The sequence below is a fragment of the Rhizobium sp. S163 genome (assembly GCF_030380805.1).
Classification (GTDB): domain Bacteria; phylum Pseudomonadota; class Alphaproteobacteria; order Rhizobiales; family Rhizobiaceae; genus Rhizobium.
The window spans coordinates 226,773-247,924 of sequence record NZ_JAUDSA010000012.1 but is presented as its reverse complement, the minus strand read 5'-3'; the positions used below and the strand labels follow the sequence as shown (position 1 = coordinate 247,924).

The following is a 21,152-nucleotide window of genomic DNA, read 5'->3' as shown; positions in this document are numbered from 1 at the left end:
AGCGCTCTTAGCCTATTGCCCTCGTCGTTAACAGGTCAGAATCTGTCGGTTTGGTACGCATCGCAAGAATATCTCAGCCGGCGGAGCGCTTGACGGCATGAAGATGTATAGACAAAACTCCCGCCGATACTGGGTCGCCATCGGATTGCCGCCCCTACTTTGAGAATACGGGGTGTGCCTGCATGCGAAAGCAATTGAACCACGACGCAATGGCTGCGATTGGTTTCATCGAGCCTTGGAGCGTGAAGGCCGGCGGCGCCACGGGTGGTTTTCTGTCCTGCGCCGATCCGAACGCAAGCGTCAGGATCGTCACGCTTGATCGCGACGAGGTGGTAGCCGTCGAATGGGAGATCGCACGGCATTCGACCACGCTCTCCATCCGGGAGTACGAACTCGGCTCCTGGGCCGAGATCCCGGCTACGGCTCTTCGGTCTGATGTCTATGAACTATCCCTCGAAATCCTCTTCACCAGGAACGAGACATCGAAGCCGGTTATCGCGATCGGTTCCCTGCTTCTCAGCCTGGAGCCGGATGGCCGTCTGGTTGCCGTGATTGATGGTCAGAGCCATACCGTTGCTGAAGTCCGCAACGAGCGATGGTATCAACTCGACGTCTCCGTTTCGCCGAGCGCGATCGGTTACAGGGTTAGGCGTGCTGACCAGCAGGCCGTAGCGGTACGGACGATCCCGCTCGTCGCGGCAGATACCGCCGGGCTGATCTGTATCGGCGGTGCCGCGGATCGCTCGCGACAGACCTTGAACGGCAGGCTCGGCCGCATCCGGTTAATCAGCGCCAGCCACGAGACGGAATGGCGCTTTCCCACGCGCGGGCCGATGGGCGATATTCGGCCTGTCCAGCAAGGTGATCCTGCGATCATCCTCCACAATGCGCCGACATTTGCCGTCGCCTCGCCGCGCTTTTCCGGTGAAATCCATGATCCCCGTCTGGATCCCGATCATTTCGATTCCATCCACCTGCACGACGATGATTTCGGCGGTTTCGACTGGGCGGCGGATCTGACTGTTCACATCCCCGAGGATGCCCGATCCGGTGTCTATGCGCTTGAGATAGGGACCGATCGCGGCGTGGAGAGGCTACCATTCTTCGTTCGCCCGACAGAGCCTCAATCGAACGTGGCGGTGCTGCTGCCGACGGCGACCTATCTCGCTTACGCCGACGAACAACTGCCGCCGCATCGCTACCCCTGGCATGGCAGCGACCGCGCCCACCTGTTCGCGATCGACAACAATTTCCTCAGCCTATACGACACCCACAGCGACCTCAGCGGCGTCAGCCTGACCTCGAGCCGGCGCCCGCGCGCGACGTTGAGGGACGACTATCACTACCCTCTGTCGAACTCGCCGCATCTTCTCTCTGTCGATCTGCAGCTGCTGAAATTCTACGCGCGCCATGGCATCGCGGTCGATGTGCTGACCGATCGCGATCTTCACGACGAAGGCTTGGAGAGCCTGTCGGCCTACAGCCTGGTGCTGACAGGCAGTCATCCGGAATACTGGTCGTCCGCGATGATGAGCGGGTTGGATCGCTATCTCGCGGCCGGCGGAAGCCTCGGTTATCTCGGTGGTAACGGCTTTTATTGGGTGGTCGCTTTTGACGGCGACAACATGGAACTGCGGCGCGGCAAGAACGATATCTGGAGTGGCCGGCCGGGCGAAATGCACCTCTCGATGACGGGCGAGCCGGGCGGAAACTGGGAAGATCGCGGCAACCGTCATCCCCAGGCGCTTGTTGGCGTCACCTATGTGATCATGAGCTTTGGTCCATCGCGACCGTACCGCCGGCTGGAAGGGAGTTACGGCGGCGAACATGCATGGCTGTTCGACGGTGTCGGCGAGGCCTTCGGCGATAGTGGCACGGTACTCGGCGGCGCGGCGGGATACGAGGTGGATGCGGTGCTGCGTTCGGAGGAAACCCCAGCCAACCTGGTTCGGCTGGCGGTCGCCGATGGTTTCGACGACAGCTTTCAGGTGCGTCCCGATCTTTGGCTTGCCGATGGCGAAGCGGAGCGGGCCGCGATGCGGCGATCGGACATGACGATTTACCGTCACGATGCCGGCGGATTGGTTTTTTCCGCCAGCTCCGTTGCGTGGATCGGCGCGCTGCCGGCGACGGGAAAAGATAATGATGTCGGCCGCATTATGCTCAATCTCGTCGGCCGGTTCACAGCTTAGAGTGCATCATCCTGCTGCGAACCCGCGCGGATCGCCGCCAGCACTTCCTTCTGAATGGAGATGAAGTCCGAGGTCGAGATCATGTCCTGATGTCGCGGGCGCGCCAGGCCGACGTGGAAGGTTGCGTTGATTCGGCCGGGATTGATGCTCATCGAAATGATGCGGTCGGAAAGGTAGACGGCCTCTTCGACGTCATGGGTGACAAACAGCACGGTCAGGCGGTGCTCTTCCCAGATCTGCGTCAGCAATTCCTGCATCTGATGGCGGGTCAGCGCATCCAGCGCCCCGAAGGGCTCGTCCATCAGCAGCATCTTTGGCCTGTAGGACAGCGCTCGTGCGATGGCGACGCGCTGCTTCATGCCGCCGGATAGCTGCGAGGGGAAGGCATCGGCGAAACGGTCGAGCTTGACCAGATTGATGTGGTGCCGCGCGACTTCCCTGCGTTCGGCAGCCGATAGGCCAGCCGCCTGAAGGGCGAACTCGACATTCTGCTGCGCGGTCAGCCAGGGCAGCAGCGTGTAGGACTGGAAGACAACGCCGCGATCGAGGCCGGGTCCCACGATCGGCGCACCATCGGTCAGGAGCACTCCGTCGTTGAACTTCTGCAGGCCGGCGACGATCGACAGAAGCGTGCTCTTGCCGCAGCCGGAAGCGCCGACCAGCGACACGAACTCGTTGTCCGCCAGTTCCAGATCGATGTTGCTGAGGGCGTGAACGCTTCGCTTGCCCGATCCGTACCACTTGTTGAGCGCTTGGATCTTTAGTTTCGGTTCATTCATATCAATGTCTCGACGTATAACGGAAGAAAACACGCTCGAGAGCTTTCATGCTCTGATCGGTGATCAGGCCAAGTATGCCAAGAAGCAGGATGTAGCCGATGATCGTCTGCGTCTGGAAATAGCGCTGGGACACAACGATGCGGTAGCCAAGCCCCGAGGTGGCCGCGACAAGCTCGGCCAGAACGAGCCACGTCCAGGCCCAACCCATGCTGATCCGGAGAGTGTCCCAGATCCCCGGCAGCGACGACGGAAGTACGATGCGCCAGAGGATCTTCGGTTCCGAAAGACCAAGCGTTCGTCCAAGCCCAACGAAGTCGGGCGGGACGCGCTTGACGCTGTCCATCACCATCAGCACTTGCTGGAAGAACGTGCCGATCCAGATGATGACGAATTTCTGGATGTCGCTGGTTCCGGCCCACAGGATCGTCAGTGGCACGAAAGCGACGACAGGCATGTAGCGCACGAAGTCGATAAACGGTTCGATCGCCGCTTCCCAGGTGCGGTAGCAGCCGATCATGATGCCGATCGGGATCGCCATCAGCGATGCCAGCGCGAAGCCAACGAGCATTCTATAGATGCTGATGCCGGCATCGTTCAGCAACGTCCCGTCAAGCGTCAGTTCCACCATCTTGGTCCAGACAGCGCCCGGGCTCGGAAGGAAAATGGGCTTGACCCAGCCGGTCGCGGTTGCTGACCACCAAAAGGCAAACAGCAGTGCGAAGACGCACACTGCGATCAGGAGGAACGTTTTTGCGCCAAGCGGATCACCGATGCGAAATGCACTGGGCGGTCGTCCGACACCCGCGCGCGACTGCGCGCGGGTGTCGGTGCTGGCAGACGAGGATTGTGATGCCGACATGGATGATCCGTCTTGAATAGCGCGTTACTTGTTGGCAGCGTCGACGAAGGACGAGTCGATCATCTGTTCCGCGGTCACGTCCTGGGTCAGGATCTTCGCAAGCTTCGCGGCCTTGAGCACATCGACGAAGGTCTTGGTTTTGAACTCGCCGGCGAAGGCCTTGGACGCTTCGGCGGTCGTGTAATACTGCACGCCGTCGAATGCAGTCGCGAGGTCTTCAGGCGATGCGCCTACGGCCTTGGCGATGATCGCGCGATCTTCGGCCGTGTTGGCCTTGTAGTCGGCAAGTGCTGCGTCCCAGGCCTTCAGCATGGCAAGAACCTGGCCCGGCTTGGACTTCAGAACGTCTTCGCGAACAACCAGAACGTCAGACACGAGGCCCGGATCCTTGCCGGCTTCGAAGAGAAGCTTGACAGCCTTGTCCTGCGCACGTGCGGTCGAGATGTAGGGTTCGTAGGTCACGGCAACCGGGACCTGGCCGGCGATCAGAGCGGAACCGGCATCGGCTGCCGGCATTGGAACACGGGTGATGTCGTCGATGGTTAAGCCGTTGGCCGCCAGCGCGTAATTGAGCAGGATGTCGCTGGTCGTGCCTTCTTCATAAGCGACGCTCTTGCCCTTCAGGTCGGCGACGCTGTTGATGTCGCTGCCTGCGAGGATGGCGTCGGCCGTGAGGCTGAAGTCGAGGAGCGAGACGATTTTCACCGGCAGGCCGGCGGCGACCATGCCCATCGCGGTGTGGGTCGCGATATTAGCTGCGTCCAGCTGGCCGCTGGCGAGCGCTGCGTTCAGGTCCTTGTCTTCCGTGAAATTGACCAGTTCAACTTCTTCCAGACCGGACTTCTTGAAGAGATCCTTGCTGGCGGCGACGTGCCACTGGCCGTAGCCGAGCCAGGGCTCGATGCCGAGCTTGAAGGTGCCGGCTTCCGGCTTGGCGGGAATGTCGGCTGCCGAAGCCGGGACGGCCTGCGTGAGAGCGCCGATAACGCCGGCGACGATGGCCAGGCGCGACATGTGAGACTTGATCGATGCGTATGTCATGGTAACCCCTCTTTTCTACGATGATGTGTTCGCTAGGTTCGAAGCCGAGACGTCATTCGTGCGTTTTGTATGTTCAGCCTATATTTTGGGCGATCGGCTGAGCAGCATTATGTATAGTCATTTCTTTGCCCGAACTTGTAAATCTGAATCTGCGCGATACCGCCAATTGGCGCCGCGCAAAGTTAGAAAACCTCTACCCCTCTATGAATGCGCCTGTCGATTTCGGCAATCGCCGATGTCGCGTTTTGGCGAATTCGTGATGGTGCAAAACGCTCATCTTACGCATGCTCCGGATCGATCGCGTCGAGGAAGCGGGTCACGATATCGGCGCCCGCTGTCGGCTCACTGCCCACCATGACCGCCGTTGAAAAGCCGATCAGTGAGGACGTCGGATTATGCGTGGCCGCGCCGGCGCGAAGGTTCATCACCAGCGTCGGGCAGAGGAACAGCCCGAGCCGGATCACCGTCCTCCAATCCGCTGGAAGCAGTGCGCGGCTCTTCAGTTCCGCAAGCAGCGGCTTCCACAGCGCCGTTGACTTGACGTCGAGAAGGGCCTGACGGACCGGGCTCGGCTGCCAATCGAAATTGGCATGCAGCGTGCCATTTTCGTAGCGCGCCCGGGCTTCGAATTTCTGCTCGGCAAGGGCAGGCTCGTAGAGCCAGAGCGGGTGTGCGAAGATGTTATGGAAGGTGGTTTTGACCTCGGCAAGGAGCGTCGGAATATGCTCGCCGGCGAAAGCGGGGTCGAAGAAGGCGAGCGACGCACCATCCTCGCTCTTGCGGTACCAGACGTTTGCGTTGTGAGCGTCGCCATGGGCGGTGACGCCGCCGGCATCGGCGAGGCGAAGTGGCGCAAGGCGGCTGTGCGCATCGTCAAACAGTTCGCCGACCGTCTTTTCATAGGCAATCCCGTTGATGACGAAGCGCGCCGCTGCGAATTCGCTCCAATCGAGCGAAACGCCAGGGAAGGCGAAGTGCTTGCCGATGTAAAAGCTCTCGTAGCGCCCGCCCGGGAAAGCCGCGCCAGGTTCGCTGACGAGGCGGGCGGAAAACAGCCGGTGCACGGGCTCCTCGGCCACCTGCGCCGGCGTCACCGGGTGCAGCGTCTCCAGATAGACCTTCAGCACGGCCTCGCTGAGCTCGCGCTCTGCGTCCACCGCCTCCACGGCTGCGGCCGCATCCGGCTCAAGATCGATCGCGCGCAGCACGTCGGAGAAGCGCGGGTCGAAGCGACGTTTGTATACGAGGATCTGTTCACCCGGCAGGGTCGACATCATCACCGGCTGATCGACGGGAAGGCCCGCGCGCGTCAGGATATCGGCGCGGTAGTACTCGCCGCCCATCTTCTCCTCGCCTTCCTCCTGGTGGAATTTGAAGAAGTATTTCTCCTCGCCGCTTTCGAAGAAGCCGTTCAACGAGTTCAGGCTGTACTGATCGAAATTGATCGCGAGATTCTGTGCATCGAGCTCGAACAGATCGAAAAGCAACTCGGCGAGAAGTGTCTCGGCCACGCCATCGCGCTTCTTGGCGTGATCGCGGATAATGGCGGTTCGGCTGTTGGTCTGGCTCATGGAATGCGCTTCTCGAATAAATAGGGTGTTGATGCGTGTTGTCAGGCAGGCTTGTGGGTCGGGCGATACCGGCTGCCGAGGGAGTAGCGGCTGCCGACATGAGTGAAGGTGTTGACGGTCGCGACCGTGGCGCCGGTCCAGGTCTTGCGGTGCAGGACGAGGCAGCTGTCGCGCTCGGGCATGTGCAGCAGACGCGCCTGCTCCGCGCCGGCAGGCACCGCGCTGATCAAGTGTTCGACCTCGGTCAGCGGCGTGCAGCGCTGCAGATATTCCAGCGTCGCGATCGAGGTGAAGTCCTGATCGAGATAATGCGGGACGAGAGCGGGGTTCACATACCGCTCCTCCAGCTGCACCGGAATGTCATTTTCGAAATGCACGACGAGTGAGTGATCGACGGGTTTGACGCGATCGAATTCGAATGCGCGGACAATGGCGGGCGCGGGATGTTCGACGCGCTCGAGCAGGATGACGCCGGCGCGATGCTTTCCGCCGCGATCAAGGATCTCGTTGATGATGTTGCTGACTTCGATCAGCGTCGACTGCGCCTTGGGCGGCGCGACGAAGGTGCCGACGCCCTGGACCCTGCGAAGATGGCCTTCCGAGGTGAGTTCGCGCAGCGCACGGTGAACGGTCATTCGGGAGACGCCCAGCGAATTCACGAGATCGTTTTCGGAGGGAAGCCGGGCATTCTGCGCCCACTTGCCGCTGCCGATGTTCGCGAGCACGAAGTCCTTGACCTTCTCGTAGAGCGGCGATGCCGAATCCGAAAGTGCACTCAATGACAAACTCTCCAGTTCGTTCTCGTGAACGGCTATCGCGTGGCGAACCTCAATCCGCAATCTCGACGATGGTCTTCAATTTCTGGCTCTGGCTTTTGAGCAGCCGCTGATAAGCATTCGGGACATCGTCGAGCGACGCCAAGACCTCGCTGAATTCGATGAGCGCTGGCTCCAACTCGGCCAGCAGGGCGATTGCTTCCGGCAGCTCGGATGCGAAAGCATGACAGCCGACCAACGATATTTCCCGTTCGACCAGGATATTCGGATCGAGATCCAGTTTACCATGGCTGATGCCGACAAGCGCCAAGCCGCCGCCGCCGGCAAGCAGATCGAGGCCGGCGGCAATCGCATCAACGTTGCCTGTCGCATCGATGGCATAGCGCAGCCGTTCGCCAATCAGCGCGGTGTCGATCGCAGCCTTGTCCAGCGCGACCGCCGTCCCGCTGCAGATGCGCGCGACCAGCGCCGCGCGCTCGGCATTGGTGTCGGCGAACAGAAGCTTGCCCTTATGGAGCTTCGACAACAGCAGCCCGCTCAAGCCGCCGATCGTGCCACAGCCGATAACGAGAACCGCTTCATTCTGTGCTGCGTTGAGGCGTTTGACAGCATGCAGCGCAACCGCGAGCGGCTCCGCCATCGCCGCGACCTTCGGTGCCAACGTTGGCTCATGCTTGAAGAGCAGCTTTGCCGGCAGCTGAACATGCTCGGCAAAACCGCCGTCGCATGCCTCTCCGACGAAGCCCAGCGCCTCGCATATATTGCTGCGGCCCGACGTGCAGGCGGGGCAGGTGCCGCAGTAGACGCGCGAGTCGGCCGCCACGTAGTCGCCGACCATGATATCCTCGACTCCCTCGCCGACATCCGTCACCCGGCCGCAGAACTCGTGACCTGCCGTCGAGGGGCGCCTGCTGATCCACTGGCCGGTGCGGAAGTTGTGCAGGTCGGAGCCGCATATGCCAGCGGCGCGAATCTCCACATTGACGAAGCCACTGGGTGGGGCCGATGGCGGGTCGATCGCTTCGACCCGCAAATCCCCAGCATCGTGGAGGCGCACAGCTTTCAAGGGCTCAGCCTTTCGTCTTCAGGTAAGCGTCGCGCACGTCGGAGACGGCATTGGCGTGCGAGGAGAAGCCTTCGTACAGCGCAAGCTTGTGAGCATGCGCTGCGAATTCGGGATAAGCAGGTGCTGTGACGTAGCCTATCGAGCTGCGCTTGACGAAGTCAGTGACCGACAGCGGGCCATAGGTGCGCGCCCACCGGCTGGTTGGGAGCACTGCGTTCGGACCCAGACAGAAATTTCCGATGCTGACGGGCGTGTGCGGTCCGAGTAGAATCTCGGCGGCCTCGGTGATGTGGCCGAGATGCGCGAAGGCGTCGGTGGAGAGAATTTCGAGGTGCTCAGGCGCGTAGGCGTTGACGAAGGCATAGCTCTCCTCGATCGAGGAGGTCAGCACGACGCCGCCGCATTTTCCTGTGAGCACGGTCTTGGAGAAGCCGACGCGCTGTTCCGTCATCCGGCCCCAATGCTCCGGAAGGGCCGCGATGGCTTCTTCCGCAACACGACGGCTGTGGGTGACGAGATAGGCGGACGAATCCGGGCCGTGCTCGGCTTCGATCAAGAGGTCGAGTGCTGCGAGCCCGCCATGCACGGTGTCATCGGCGAAGATCATCGCCTCGGATGGGCCTGCCGGCAGGCCTGTGTCGATCACGCCTGACAGGAGACGCTTCGCGGCGACGACCCACGGGCTGCCCGGCCCGACGATCTTCAGCGCCGGTTTGATCGTTTCCGTGCCGTAGGCGACGGCGGCGACGGCCTGGGCGCCGCCGACCTTGTAGACGGTGTTGACACCAGCGAGACGGGCCGCGACCAGTGTTGCGGCATCGACGCTTCCATCCGGCGCGGGCGGGGTGACGATCGCAAGGTTCGGCACGCCGGCAACCACGGCCGGAACCGAGGTCATCATCGTGACCGAGGGGAAGGAGCCCTTTCCGCGCGGCACGTAGAGCGCGACGGACTGGATCGGCGTGAAGCGGTCGCCGGCGAAGGCGCCCGGGCGAATTTCCTTCAGCCACATGGCCTCGGGCTTCTGCTCATCGTGGAAGGTGCGGATGTTAGATATGCCGAACTTGATCGCCTCGATGACGTCGTCCTCGACGAGCTTGGAGGCGGCGTCGAACTCGGCCTCGGTCACCTGGATCGAGCTTTCCGTTACGTCCGCCTTGTCAAGCTCGCGGCCGAAGCGTGCAACAGCCCGGTCGCCTTCCGTGCGAACCGCCTCGAGGATCGGGCCCACCTTCTCGATGAAGCCGGAGATGTCGGTCTCCGACCGGCGAAGCAGAGCCGATTTCTCGTCTGAAGAAAGCTTCGAATATTCGTAAAAGGAGACTTCAGTCATTGTGCACGTAACCTTGTTGGCGTCTTGGGCAAGCGCCGGCGAAAACCCAGCAATGGGCACAGCTTCGCCGCCGATGTTCGTTCGATCGGCTGTCTACTCAAACCAGTGGCTCAGGTCGAGGATTGATGTTCCGCATTATTTTATTTTGACCGAGTGAAACATGTATATACATGCCATGTCAACGCACTTTGCGCGGAGAATTGTGCGCCGCACCTTGCTGGCGGTCATGTGTCAGATGGAGGCGAGGAAACCGCCGTCGACGGGGAGGCAATGGCCGGTGATATAGCCCGCCGCGTCGCTGGCGAGAAACACGACGGCGCCCCCGAGATCAGCCGCCTCGCCAAAGCGGCGCTGCGGGATCCTTGTCAGCATGCGCGCCTGCCAGTCCTCGTCCTCATAGAAGCCGTCGGTCATCGCTGTCCTGAAATAGCCGGGCGCGATCGCGTTCACGCGAATACCGGCCTCGGCCCATTCGGCGGCGAGCGCACGCGTCATCCCTAGCAGACCGGATTTGGATGAGCCGTAGGGAACGGCGGTCGGAATGCCGACAAAGGAGGTCAGGGAGCAGAGATTGATGATGCTGCCGCTGGTCTCCTGCTTGGACATGCGCTTCGCCGCCGCCTGCGACCAGAAGAATGCGCCCTTGAGATTGGTTCCGACAATCCGGTCCCACAGCGCTTCGTCCACATCGAGCGAAGGCGCGACCTGCTCGATGCCGGCATTGTTGACGAGGATGTCGATCCTGCCGGTAAGCGCGCATGCCTGTTCCAGCGCTGCGTCGATCGAGGTGAGATCGCCGACATCTTGTGCGATAGCGATGCAGCGCACACCCCGGCCTTCTACCTTGGTCTTCGTGTCCTGCAGCGACGTCAGCACTCTCGCCGTGATGCAGAGGTCGGCGCCCGCATCCGCCAGCGCAAGGGCGATCGCCTGGCCAAGGCCGCGGCTGGCGCCGGTGACGACGGCGACCCGCCCCTTCAGATTGAATGGATGTCCGGACATGTGATCCCTCCGATGTTGCGCCGAGGAAAGCATCTTTCCGCGATCATATCTATACATATAACGGTCGTGGCTGATCGCGCCGCCGTCACTGGCCTTCGTCGGGAATGTTCAGCAGATGTCCGCAGGCCTTGCAATGCACGGCGTCGGCATCATGGCGCTGCAGGCCGCATTGCGGGCAGGGGAAGTTCACCTTGTAGGGACGCACGACCGCCTGCGCGAGGCGGACGAAGAGCGAGATGCCGACGATCATCGTCACGATCGATGTCAGCTTTCCCATGGCGCCGGGCAAGGTGATGTCGCCGAAGCCCGTCGTCGTGACCGTCGCCACGGTGAAATACAAGGCATCCACGAAGCCCTCCCATCCGCCTTGGCGGTAGAAGAATGTGGTGTAGACGAAGCCGGTGACGATGAAGAGGAAGACCACGAGGTTGACGCAGGCGCGTACGACATCCAGCAGATGCGCACAGCCAAGGCGCCGCAATCCCTCTTTCAGGAATGGGCTGTTGCCGATCGCCCAGATCCGCATGGCCCGCAGGAAGGTGAAGTTGAACAGCAAGTCCGGAAGCAGCAGCGTCGCCAGGATGAAAAGATCGATCCAGCTCATCGGTCGTTTCACGAAAGCCTTCAGGCTTCCGGCAACGATCGCCTGGGCGATCAGTTCGATCGTCACCCACACGGCGATCATATAGTCGATGATGAGATAGGACGGCCCGGTCCTCAGATAGGGCCCGAACAGGAAGAAGGCCAAGATGGCGAGATCGACGAAGGCAAGCAAACCCTGCAGCTGAAGCGAACGGATATCCCTTCCGCGTTGCAGCCAGTTCAGTTGCTTTCGGAGTGTCTTGACGGTGCCGCCTGCATCGTTTGAATCGGTACGCGCGTTGCTCATGCGCCAGAACTATCAATCGCTTTCAGCTTTTCAACCGCGAAGCTGGGCGGAAATGAAATCGGCGCAGCGACATCCAGCAACTGCAACGTGTCATTTGCCTTGATCCTGCCACGCTGGCGACATTTGGGTGTTACATGCGCGTAGTATCCCTCCTTGCAACAAAGGAGTGTGCCATGCAGGACATGACCATGTCGGAAGTGTTGAGGGATCCGATGATCCGCCAGATGCTGCGGGCCGATCGGATCAGCCTCGGCGTTTTCGCCGAATTGCTCGAAACGGCGGCCAAAAAGCGCGCGCATGCCTTTGCCGCAAACAGAACGGCCGCGTTTTGCGCCGGCATGCGTGCCGAACAAGCTGAAACACAGGTCAAGACGGCGTCTTGAGCGACTGTCTGCCAACGCTCGGTTTCGGGCGTTGAAAGCTATTTCATCGCATAATAGAAAGTCTAGAACCCGTCCTCGCCCCGCGAGGACGGGTTTACCGATCCGTAACCCCACGGACCACGGTGTTTGGGACCGCTGTCCGTTTGATGGCATTGCTTCATGTTGCCATGCAACTGAAAGTACGTTGCTTGGTTAGCTGGTAAGGTTACCAGCCACGCGATGGGGACAATACCTGCCTTGAAAGCAATACTGCTGCCAAAGCCTTGCATCCAACGCCTTGAAACGACGAATGCAAGTCTTGTTCGTTTTGTCGCAGTCTAGATGCGGCGCTGCGTAGCCTTGTCGAAGAAATGCACGTTCGGCGATTTCAGCGAGAGCTTGATGACCTGGCCCGGTGTCAGGTCGGCGCGCTCGCGCATGACCCAGGTGACCTCCTTGCCTTCGACCTCAAGCGCGACATGGGTTTCAGATCCTGTCGGTTCCACCACGCTGACGGTGGCCGGAACGCCGTCGTCTTGCGCGAAGGCGAGGTCCTCAGGGCGAATGCCGACGATGACTTCGCGGCCATCGGTGTTCGCGGCACCCTGCGAGAGCTCGACCTGTTGGCCGGATGCCAGTGTCAGCCGCGGTGTGTCGCCGCCCGTCAACTTGCCTTCGAGAAAGTTCATCGCCGGCGAACCCATGAAGCCCGCGACGAAAACATTCTGCGGCCGATCGTAGAGTTCCAGCGGCGTGCCGATCTGCTCGACCTTACCGCCCTGCAACACGACGATCTTGTCGGCCATGGTCATGGCTTCGATCTGGTCGTGCGTCACGTAGACGATCGTGGTCTTCAGGCGCTGGTGCAGGGCCTTGATTTCCGCGCGCATTTTGACGCGCAGCTTGGCGTCGAGGTTGGAGAGCGGCTCGTCGAAGAGGAACACCTTGGGATCGCGCACGATGGCGCGGCCCATGGCGACGCGCTGGCGCTGGCCGCCGGAGAGCTGCGCCGGCTTGCGGCTAAGCAGCGGCTGGAGGCCGAGGATGCCGGCAGCCTCGCCGACCTTTTTGTCGATCTCCGCCTTCTTTGCGCCGGCCAGTTCCAGCGCGAAGCCCATGTTCTGGGCCACCGTCATCTGTGGATAGAGCGCGTAGTTCTGGAATACCATCGCGATGTCGCGATCCTTGGGCTGCAGATTGTTGACGACGCGGCCGCCGATCGAAATCTCGCCTCCGGTGATCTCCTCCAGCCCAGCGATCATTCTGAGCAGGGTCGATTTTCCGCATCCGGACGGGCCAACGAGAATGACGAACTCGCCATCGGCGATGTCGACGTCCACGCCGTGAATGATGTCGACGGCACCGTATGATTTCTTGACATTTCTAATGGCCAATCCGGACATAGAATTCCTCCCTGTGAGACCTGCTCAACGCTCGCTGCGCACGCGAAGTGCCAGATATGGCTTGCCCGGCAGCTCGACACCGAAGGCGGCGTCCGCCTTGCCGCCGCGCACGATCGCGCCGTGGCGTGTCGGGTGCGGAATCGGCGCTTCCACCTTCTTGGCGGGCGTGATCGTCATGTTCCACGTGTCGATGATGTCGACCTCATAGTTGTCGCCATCTTTCGGGAAGCCCGAGGACCAGACGACGGGCTGATGCTCGCCGAGATAGATGTAGCGCAGGTCGGTGCTGCCATCGCGCACGCCGGAAACGCGGGTCCACGGCCATTCGCCGACAGCGCCCATGGGATCAAGGCCGTGTGTCACGTCCTGCTCCAAGAGGTTACGGAAGAAGCTTATGCGCTTCCAGGCTTCGCCGCGCAGCTCGCCGCCCTTGGCCCACCAGATCAGATCATCAGGGTGCGAATAGGTCTCGCCATGTCCGGCATAGCCGCCGCGCGTCACGGTGATCCAGAAGCGGTGCACCAGTTCCTGCGCCGTCAGGTTGCCCCAGCACTGCACGATGTTGCCTTCATATTCCGGCTCGTCATTGACGACGGGCTTGCCATAGGCGTCGCGCCAGGTCTGCGTCAGCTTGACGTCGGGGTTCTGAATGCAGGTATGCGTGACCCATGGCTTGCGGTGATCGAAGTTCATCGACACCTCGCCGTTGTGGATCGACTTCAGGTGCTGGTAGGGATCGTTCTCTTCCAGGATGTGGAAATAGCGGTCCCACTGCTCCACCGGCTTGGTGTCGAGCAGGAAGTCGTACTCGTTGGCGAGCGCCCACCAGACGTTACGGTAGGCGGCAAGGCGTGCCGCGAGATAGGCGACATAGCGAAAATCCTGTTCGGCCGACATGTCGGCGTAGCCCCAGCGATCGTAGGGGTGGAACATGATGATGTCGGCTTCGATGCCGAGTTCGCAGAGAGCCGCGACCTGCTGTTCGAAATGGCGGAACATGACCGGGTTCGGACGATCGAAATCTTCCTTGCCGTCGGCGCCACTTTCAAAAGAGGGATAGAGCGGTTCGTTGGTGTTATAGGGGTAGTCCTTGGGAAATACGCCCATGCGGATCTTGTTGAAGCCTGCGGTCTTCAGCGTCTCAAGCGTCTGCGCCTGCATCTCAAGCGGCTGATGCGTCCAGGCGTAGCAGGTCGTGCCGAAAGAGAGGAACGGCTTGCCGTCAGCATAGGCGAAATGGAACTTGTTACGCACGCGAACTGGGCCATGGTTGCCGGCAGACGGTGCGGTTGCGACGAATGCGCCGGTCTTGCCGTTGAGCTCGGCGGTCTGCGAGCGCGTCTGGAACGACCACTCGCCTTCGACATCGGGCATGAAGCGCACGCGATAGACGCCATCGCCGTCATAGAAACCCGGCACGCGGACTTCGCGGCTCTTATGGGTGAAGACGGCGTCGAGGCTCACGTCGAGATAGGGATTGCCGCCGGACGGGCCGTTGAAGGCCGCTTCGAACACACCCCATTTTTCGACTGTTGCTGTGGACATGAAAGATCTCCTCGAAAGACTTTGAATTTCGGTCGCTCAGCCTTTGACCGCACCAGAGGTGAGGCCTGAGACGAAGTACCGTTGGAAAATGAGATAGACGAGCGTTGCGGGCAGGACCGTCATCACGATCGCGGCGTTCAACTGGCCGTAATCGCTGGAGAACTGGCCCTGGAAGGACATCAGGCCGAGCGGCAGCGTCCACATGTGTTGGTCCTGAAGAAGCACCAGCGCCATCGCGAATTCGTTCCAGGTGGAGACGAAGTCGAGGATGAGGAGCGCAGCCAGAACCGGCAGGCAGACCGGCAGGAAGATGCGCCGGAAGATGGTGAAGTGAGTGGCGCCATCAATCAGCGCGGCCTCGGACAGCTCCTTCGGCAGGCCCTTGAAGAAGCCATGCAGGATGAAGACCTGGTAGGGAACGCCGAAGGCGATGTAGGGCAGGATGACGCCGGGATAGGTGTCGATCAGGCCGAAGGAATTGACCAGCGTGAAGAGCGGCGCCAGCATCACCTGGAACGGGATCATAGTTCCGAAGACGACGATAAGCAGCAGGAGCTTGCTTACTTTCATCTTGATCTTCGCCAGTGCGTAGGCCGCCATCGCCGACATGGCGAGGCCAAGCGGCACCTTGAAGACGGTGATGATCACGCTGTTCATGAACGACTCGGCGAAGTTGCCGCGGCTCCATGCACTGGCATAGTTCTCGAAGGCGAATTCGACCGGCGGCATGAACGCGCCGGTGCTTGTCACCGCTGCCTTCGTCTTCAGCGATGTGAAGACGATGAAAACGAAGGGCGCGAACCAGACGAGGGCTACGATGATCAGCGCGATCCACAGGCCGATCAGGACGGGGTCACGGCCGGGCTTGTTCGTGGTGGTGATGGTTTCAGACACAGAGATCGGTCCTGATGATGTCATCGTCATTATTCGGTGTCCTCATGCTTTTGCGTCCAGCGCAGATAGGGCACCACGATCGCGATGGTGATCATGAGCAGCACGACGGAGATGGCAGCACCCCTGCCGAAATCGAAAATCTGCATCGCCTGCGTGAAGGCCCAGAGCGCCAGCATCTGCGTGGATTGCGCCGGTCCGCCGCCGGTGAGGCCGTAGACGATATCGAATGCCTTCAGCGACGAGATGATCGAGAGAACGAGCACGATGGTCATCGTGGTGCGCAGGGCCGGAAAGGTCACATGCTTGAAGATTGCCCAGCGACCGGCGCCATCGATGCGGGCGGCTTCGACCAGCGTCTGCGACACGTTCTGAAGGCCGGCGAGGAACAGCACCATCGAGAAGCCGACGGACTGCCAGAGATAGGCGACGAAGACCGAGTAGAGCGCGATGTTGCGGTCGCCTAGCCAGTCCTTGATCCACATCTGCAGGCCCATATTGGTCATGAGCTGGCTGAACAGGCCGAAGAAGGGGTCGTACATCCACTTCCACATCGTCGCGACCGCGATCGGCGCGATGATGACGGGGAGATAGAAGATGGCGCGAAACGTGTTGCGGCCGAAGATCTTCTGATTGAGCGTCAGCGCCAGCAACAGGCCGACCATCGGCGGGAAGGCCACCGACATGATGGTCCAGATGACCGTGTTCTTGAAGGCGACCCAGAACACCGGATCGCGCGTGAAGATGTACTGGTAGTTCGCCAGGCCGACGAAGGGGCGTTGCGGATCTAGTCCGTTCCACTTCTGGAAGCTGAGGAGCACGACGTTTAACATCGGGTAAAGCGCGAAGACCGCGTAGATCGCCATGGCAGGCGCGAGCAACAGGAGCGCCTGGAAGCGCGGGTCGTGTGTTCGATTTTTCAATGACATGGGTATCTGCTCCGCGCGACGTGTGTCTGGCGAGTGGCATTGGATTGAGCGGTGGTCGGTCCCAGCAAGGTGCGGGACCGACCGATGTCCTGGGAGGACTTAGGTGCGACCGGCGATGAACGTCTGCAGCTGCTTCGCTGCATCGGCCGGTTCGGTGTTGCCGGCTGCGACGTCGTTGATCACGCGGAAATACTCGGTCGTGACGTCAAGCGGGAAGGCCTGGTCGCCGTTCATGTAGACCTTGCCGTAGGTCTTGAAGACATCAAGCCATTCGGCTTCCAGCGGCTTCTGGTTCGCGTACTGGACGTTCTTGTTGACCGATGTCGAGCTGATCTGGCCGACGAGATCCTGCTGCACCTTGGTCGACAGGAAGTAGTCGAGGAACTTCGCGGCGAGATCCGGATGCGGGCTCTTGGTGCTGATGTAGTTATACTCGGCAAATCCGTAGAGGCGCTGCGTGTTGGTCGGGAACGGGAACATGCCGTAGTCGTCCAGATTGGCGCCGCTGGTTTCCAGCTGGCTGACCAGCCAGTCGCCTTCCAGCATCATCGCCGCGCGCCCTGCCGTGAACAGACTGTAGGACTGCTTGTTGTCGATGCCCATGAAAGGCTGCAGCGTATAATCCTTCGTCCACTTGGCGAACTCGGTGAAGGCGTCGGTGGCGCAAGGCTCGGTAGACCAATCAGCCTTCATGGCCTTCAGCGCGTCGTGCCTTTCGGCGCCGCACTTCGTTTCCAAGATGACGTCCATCAGGCGCATGACGTGCCAGTTGACCGATCCGCCGAAGGTGAAGGCGGGAATGCCTGATGCCTTCAGCTTTTCCGCGTCGGCCAGAAACTCTTCATAGGTCTTCGGCTCTTCGGTGATTCCGGCCTGCTGGAACAGCTTCTTGTTGTAATAGACGGCTTCGCCCTTGAAGGTGAAGGGAACGCCATGCTTGCCACCGGGATAGAGGTCGGCGAATGCGGCTGCAGCCGGAAGCAGCTCATCGGTCCACTTGTATTCGGTGTAATATTTGTCGAGCGGTGCTGAAAGGCCGGCCTTCACATATTCGCCGCCCAGGCCAAGGCCTGCCCAGCTGAAGTAGATGTCGGGGCCCTTGTTCGAGCCGGCCGCGACACGCAGCGCGGTCTTGTGCTCATCGATGGCGCGCTGAACGATTTCAACCTTGGTGCCGGGATTTGCAGCTTCGAAGTCGGTTGCGACCTTCTTGAGCGCGACGTTGGCAGCGTTGTTGTCGAAGTTCAGCGTCCAGAGCGTCAGGTCTTCCGCTTTCAGGCTCGTCGCGGTGATCGCGAGCACGGATAGCGTGGCCATGAGTGTAGTCTTGATCGTCATTAAACCCTCCCTTGTGCGGTCCTCTCCGCTAATGTTTACACTCTCGAAAATTTCGACTGAAGTCAAGACTTATTTCGTATATGAACAAAGTAGGTTGCATATATGCTAAAGCTCGGGCTTTAATTTTCGAAACAGGAGATTTTACGCGTGGGATAGGCGCTATTAATTTCTGTTCAGAAATATCTTGCGGCCGAGCGGCGAGTCAGCGCTATTTCATGGAGAGGAGCTGTGAATGGTTGGCATAAGGGAACTTTTCGAGGATCAAACCGCGCCGGCGGGGCGCATCGTACGCGCGATTGCGGCGATCGGATCCGCGACCGCGACACAACTGGTGAAGTCGACAGGGTTGGCGCGGTCGACCGTGTCCACGCTACTCACCGAGCTGAAAGATAGCGGCGTCGTTCTCGACGTCGATACGAAGAGCAACGGTTTTGGGCGGCCATCACAGCTTTTGTCTCTGAATCCGGCGGCGGGACGGTGCGCTGGCGTGCTCCTTGGGCTTGGCGAAATCCGCATCGCGATCTGCGACCTCGCCCACACCGTACTGTCGGATATCTGGTTCGCGATGGACACGGACTATACGCCTGAGGACGCCGCGCGATGTGTGCGGGCGAGCCTTGAGGAGCAATGTGCTCTCCTTGGTGTGGAAATGTCCGAACTGCTGGGCGTGGGGTTGGCGATTTCCGCGCCGGTTTCATATGACGGTGAAATCCTCAACGGCTCCATCTTGCCGACATGGTGCGGCACCAATATCGCCGATGTGTTTTTCGAGCAGCTCGGTTGCCCAATCCATGTCGAAAACGAGAGCCATTGCGGCGCTCTAGCGGAAATGACCTGGGGAGCGGCGGTTGGGGAAACCAACTTCGTCCTCTTCAAGTTCGACCTCGGCATCGGTGGCGCCATCGTCATCGACGGCACGGTGCAGCGCGGCGCCCATGGATATGCCGCCGAGTTCGGCCACATGTCGCTCGATCCGCGCGGACCGCTGTGTCGCTGCGGCAATCGCGGCTGTCTCGAGACCTTCGCTGGCGGCTTCCAGCTGCTGAGATATGCCGAGCAATCCTTGCGTGAGCCCGTCAGCATCGAACAGTTTGTCGAACGCGCGCGCAATGGCGATCCAGGATATGCGCGACTTGTCGATGACGCGGCCGAGATGGCGGGCTGGGGAATGGGGATTGCCTTCACCATCCTCAATCCCCCCTTGTTCATCATCGCAGGCAAGCTGGCCGAGGTTGGCGAGAGTTTTATCGGTGGACTGGAGCGAAGTTTCGCCCGCCACTCCGTCGCGCCGCCCGCGCACTCGCCGCAAAAGCGCAAGCCTCGCTTCGTCGTCGGCACGTTCCGGGGCAACGACGACACGGTCATGGGCGCAGTGGCGCTCGTGTTGCGGCAACACGGACGCATCACCAACGAAGCGTCGCCTGTATCCTGAGTGCCGAATCGGCAGTTTGGAGGAGGCCTATTCCGACGTCAGGGCGTTTCGGATGCTCGATATGACCATGGTGGCGGACGCCGCTCCGGGGTCTATATGGCCGAGAGATCGCTCGCCGAGCCGCGCGGAGCGCCCCTTGCTGGCAACCATATCCTTGGTCGCATCGCGTCCCTGTTCGGCCGCTTCCAGTGCCTGTGAAAAGCATTGTCGCAAACCGTCTCCGCGTGCCCTGGCCTCCTCGCAGGCCGCTGCGGCCGGTGCCCAGGCATCCACCATCGTTTTTTCGCCGATCTCGGCCTTGCCGCGGTCTTGGATGCCCCTGGCAAGGGCGGCAAAGACATCGAGCAGATCATCGTCGCCAAGTGTCGCCTTGCCTTTCACTGCTGTGCCAGCCCGCATGAAGGCGGTTGCGTAAAGCGGGCCGGAGGAGGCACCGACAGCATTCAGGAACGCCTTGGCAGCCGTGTTGAACAGCGTCGTCGGATCTGTTTCGGCAGGGTCAAGTGCGTCGGTGGCTTTGGCTGCAGCGGTAAAACCGAGCTCCATCGCGATCCCGTGATCAGCGTCGCCAATGACGCCGTCCAGCTGGCACAGATTGTCCCGCTCTGCGGTCATCACGTCGGCGATATCCTGGAAGAGGCGCTGAAGGTCCTTCGTCGTCATCTCACCCATCAGATCGCCTTCCCACTGCGAAACATTGCGCAATCGCATGGATGATCGATCAGAGCCTGCAATTCGTCATCGAGCGCCATGAGCGTGATTGATGCACCAGCCATTTCGAGAGAGGTGCAATAGTTGCCGACGAGCGAGGTGTGAATGACAAGACCAGCCTCGTCCAGCCGCGCCTTCACCCGGCGCATTATGATGTAGAGTTCCATCAGCGGCGTGGAGCCGAGCGAGTTGATCAGGACGGCCAAGCGGGTTCCCGGCGCGATAGTTGCATCCTTCAATATCGCATCGAGCAGTTCGTCGGTGACAGCGTCGGCCGGCCTCAGCGTTTCGCGCGAGACGCCGGGCTCACCATGGATGCCCATGCCGACCTCCATCTCATCGCCGCCGATCTCGAAGTTGGGCCGCAACGTCTGCGGCAGCGAGCAGGGGGATAGGGCGACACCCATGGTGAAGGTGTGGTCGTTGGCCTTGCGCGCGACACGCTCGACCTCGTCAAACGAGTACATCAGATCACAGGCAGCACCGGCCGCCTTGAAGACGAAGACGTTGCCCGCGACGCCACGGCGCTTTTCTCGCTGGTCGCGCGGTGCGGAGGCGACGTCGTCGGTAGTCACCACGGTGCGTACGTCGATATCGTCCATGGCAAGCATTTCCGCCGCCATGTCGAAGTTCATCACGTCGCCCGCGTAGTTTCCGTACATGAAGAGAACGCCTGCGCCGTGATCAACCGCCTTTGCGCATTCGATGATCGGATCGGGCGGAGGCGAGGCAAAAACGTTGCCGACAGCCGCAGCATCCGCCAGCCCCTTGCCAACGAAACCGAGGAAGCTCGGTTCATGGCCGGAACCGCCGCCAATCACCAGCCCCACCTTGCCATCGCGCGGGCCGCGCTTCGCAACGATCGATCGCGGCGATCCGTCGATGGCGTAGAGATGGTCAGGATGCGCCGCGAGGATGCCCTCGAGCATTTCATCGACCGCCGCGCCGCCGTCATTGATAAGCTTTTTGGTCTTCACGCTGGTCCTCCCGATTGACGCGTCTGGAAGGCTATAGCTACGCCTTCCAGACGCAA

The 21,152-nt window shown here is 60.8% G+C and carries 19 protein-coding genes; 3 read left to right on the top strand and 16 right to left on the bottom strand.

What is annotated here, in order from left to right:
• The first annotated feature begins 182 nt into the window (after window positions 1-182).
• A complete protein-coding gene (locus tag QTL96_RS11045; protein WP_289727751.1) occupies window positions 183-2,192 on the top strand; it encodes a N,N-dimethylformamidase beta subunit family domain-containing protein in 2,010 nt (669 codons plus the stop codon).
• Here QTL96_RS11045 and QTL96_RS11040 read toward each other — a convergent pair.
• The 9 genes from QTL96_RS11040 to QTL96_RS11000 form a co-directional block, all read right to left on the bottom strand.
• The gene (locus QTL96_RS11040; RefSeq protein WP_289727750.1) at window positions 2,189-2,971 is read right to left on the bottom strand and encodes an ABC transporter ATP-binding protein; all 783 of its coding nucleotides are present in this window, start codon (window positions 2,969-2,971) and stop codon (window positions 2,189-2,191) included. The genes QTL96_RS11045 and QTL96_RS11040 overlap by 4 nt on opposite strands.
• Before the next feature lies 1 nt (window position 2,972).
• Window positions 2,973-3,830 (bottom strand): ABC transporter permease, encoded by an 858-nt coding sequence (locus tag QTL96_RS11035; RefSeq protein WP_112819994.1) that lies wholly within the window; start codon window positions 3,828-3,830, stop codon window positions 2,973-2,975.
• A 24-nt stretch (window positions 3,831-3,854) separates the two neighbouring features.
• Window positions 3,855-4,871, bottom strand: a complete 1,017-nt coding sequence (locus QTL96_RS11030) for an ABC transporter substrate-binding protein (protein ID WP_112943322.1) — start codon at window positions 4,869-4,871, stop codon at window positions 3,855-3,857.
• 278 nt (window positions 4,872-5,149) lie between these two features.
• Entirely contained in the window at window positions 5,150-6,442 is a 1,293-nt protein-coding gene (locus tag QTL96_RS11025) for a hypothetical protein (protein ID WP_113198580.1), read from the bottom strand.
• Window positions 6,443-6,483: 41 nt separating this feature from the next.
• Window positions 6,484-7,221: a histidine utilization repressor gene (hutC, locus tag QTL96_RS11020; protein WP_113198581.1), complete on the bottom strand. Its 738-nt coding sequence runs from the start codon at window positions 7,219-7,221 to the stop codon at window positions 6,484-6,486.
• Window positions 7,222-7,270: 49 nt separating this feature from the next.
• Complete coding sequence (locus tag QTL96_RS11015; RefSeq protein WP_289727749.1) at window positions 7,271-8,284, bottom strand: alcohol dehydrogenase catalytic domain-containing protein; 1,014 nt, start codon at window positions 8,282-8,284, stop codon at window positions 7,271-7,273.
• 4 nt (window positions 8,285-8,288) lie between these two features.
• Window positions 8,289-9,617 (bottom strand): histidinol dehydrogenase, encoded by a 1,329-nt coding sequence (gene hisD, locus QTL96_RS11010; protein ID WP_289727748.1) that lies wholly within the window; start codon window positions 9,615-9,617, stop codon window positions 8,289-8,291.
• Window positions 9,618-9,848: 231 nt separating this feature from the next.
• Window positions 9,849-10,619 (bottom strand): glucose 1-dehydrogenase, encoded by a 771-nt coding sequence (locus QTL96_RS11005; RefSeq protein WP_289727747.1) that lies wholly within the window; start codon window positions 10,617-10,619, stop codon window positions 9,849-9,851.
• An 85-nt stretch (window positions 10,620-10,704) separates the two neighbouring features.
• Window positions 10,705-11,508, bottom strand: a complete 804-nt coding sequence (locus QTL96_RS11000; RefSeq protein WP_289727746.1) for a potassium channel family protein — start codon at window positions 11,506-11,508, stop codon at window positions 10,705-10,707.
• A 173-nt stretch (window positions 11,509-11,681) separates the two neighbouring features.
• On the opposite strand from QTL96_RS11000, the gene QTL96_RS10995 reads away from it, so the two are divergent.
• Entirely contained in the window at window positions 11,682-11,891 is a 210-nt protein-coding gene (locus tag QTL96_RS10995) for a hypothetical protein (RefSeq protein ID WP_112819979.1), read from the top strand.
• 317 nt (window positions 11,892-12,208) lie between these two features.
• Here QTL96_RS10995 and ugpC read toward each other — a convergent pair whose 3' ends face one another.
• From ugpC to QTL96_RS10970, 5 genes are all read right to left on the bottom strand, one after another.
• Window positions 12,209-13,273 carry a sn-glycerol-3-phosphate ABC transporter ATP-binding protein UgpC gene (ugpC, locus tag QTL96_RS10990; protein ID WP_289727745.1) on the bottom strand — a complete coding sequence of 355 codons (1,065 nt, stop codon included), beginning with the start codon at window positions 13,271-13,273 and terminating at the stop codon, window positions 12,209-12,211.
• 24 nt (window positions 13,274-13,297) lie between these two features.
• Window positions 13,298-14,818, bottom strand: coding sequence for a DUF5060 domain-containing protein (locus tag QTL96_RS10985; RefSeq protein ID WP_289727744.1), 1,521 nt, complete (start codon window positions 14,816-14,818; stop codon window positions 13,298-13,300).
• A 36-nt stretch (window positions 14,819-14,854) separates the two neighbouring features.
• A complete protein-coding gene (locus QTL96_RS10980) occupies window positions 14,855-15,736 on the bottom strand; it encodes a carbohydrate ABC transporter permease (RefSeq protein WP_026282700.1) in 882 nt (293 codons plus the stop codon).
• Window positions 15,737-15,741: 5 nt separating this feature from the next.
• Window positions 15,742-16,638, bottom strand: a complete 897-nt coding sequence (locus tag QTL96_RS10975; protein ID WP_289727743.1) for a sugar ABC transporter permease — start codon at window positions 16,636-16,638, stop codon at window positions 15,742-15,744.
• 99 nt (window positions 16,639-16,737) lie between these two features.
• Complete coding sequence (locus tag QTL96_RS10970; protein WP_289727742.1) at window positions 16,738-17,976, bottom strand: extracellular solute-binding protein; 1,239 nt, start codon at window positions 17,974-17,976, stop codon at window positions 16,738-16,740.
• Between the two features lie 232 nt (window positions 17,977-18,208).
• Between QTL96_RS10970 and QTL96_RS10965 the strand changes: the two genes are divergently transcribed.
• Window positions 18,209-19,408: an ROK family transcriptional regulator gene (locus QTL96_RS10965; RefSeq protein WP_112943311.1), complete on the top strand. Its 1,200-nt coding sequence runs from the start codon at window positions 18,209-18,211 to the stop codon at window positions 19,406-19,408.
• A gap of 27 nt (window positions 19,409-19,435) precedes the next feature.
• Here QTL96_RS10965 and dhaL read toward each other — a convergent pair whose 3' ends face one another.
• Together dhaL and QTL96_RS10955 are read right to left on the bottom strand one after the other, a co-directional pair.
• Window positions 19,436-20,080, bottom strand: a complete 645-nt coding sequence (dhaL, locus tag QTL96_RS10960; protein ID WP_289727741.1) for a dihydroxyacetone kinase subunit DhaL — start codon at window positions 20,078-20,080, stop codon at window positions 19,436-19,438.
• Window positions 20,080-21,096 (bottom strand): dihydroxyacetone kinase subunit DhaK, encoded by a 1,017-nt coding sequence (locus QTL96_RS10955; protein ID WP_289727740.1) that lies wholly within the window; start codon window positions 21,094-21,096, stop codon window positions 20,080-20,082. Before QTL96_RS10955 ends, dhaL begins: the two co-directional genes overlap by 1 nt.
• Window positions 21,097-21,152 lie beyond the last annotated feature (56 nt).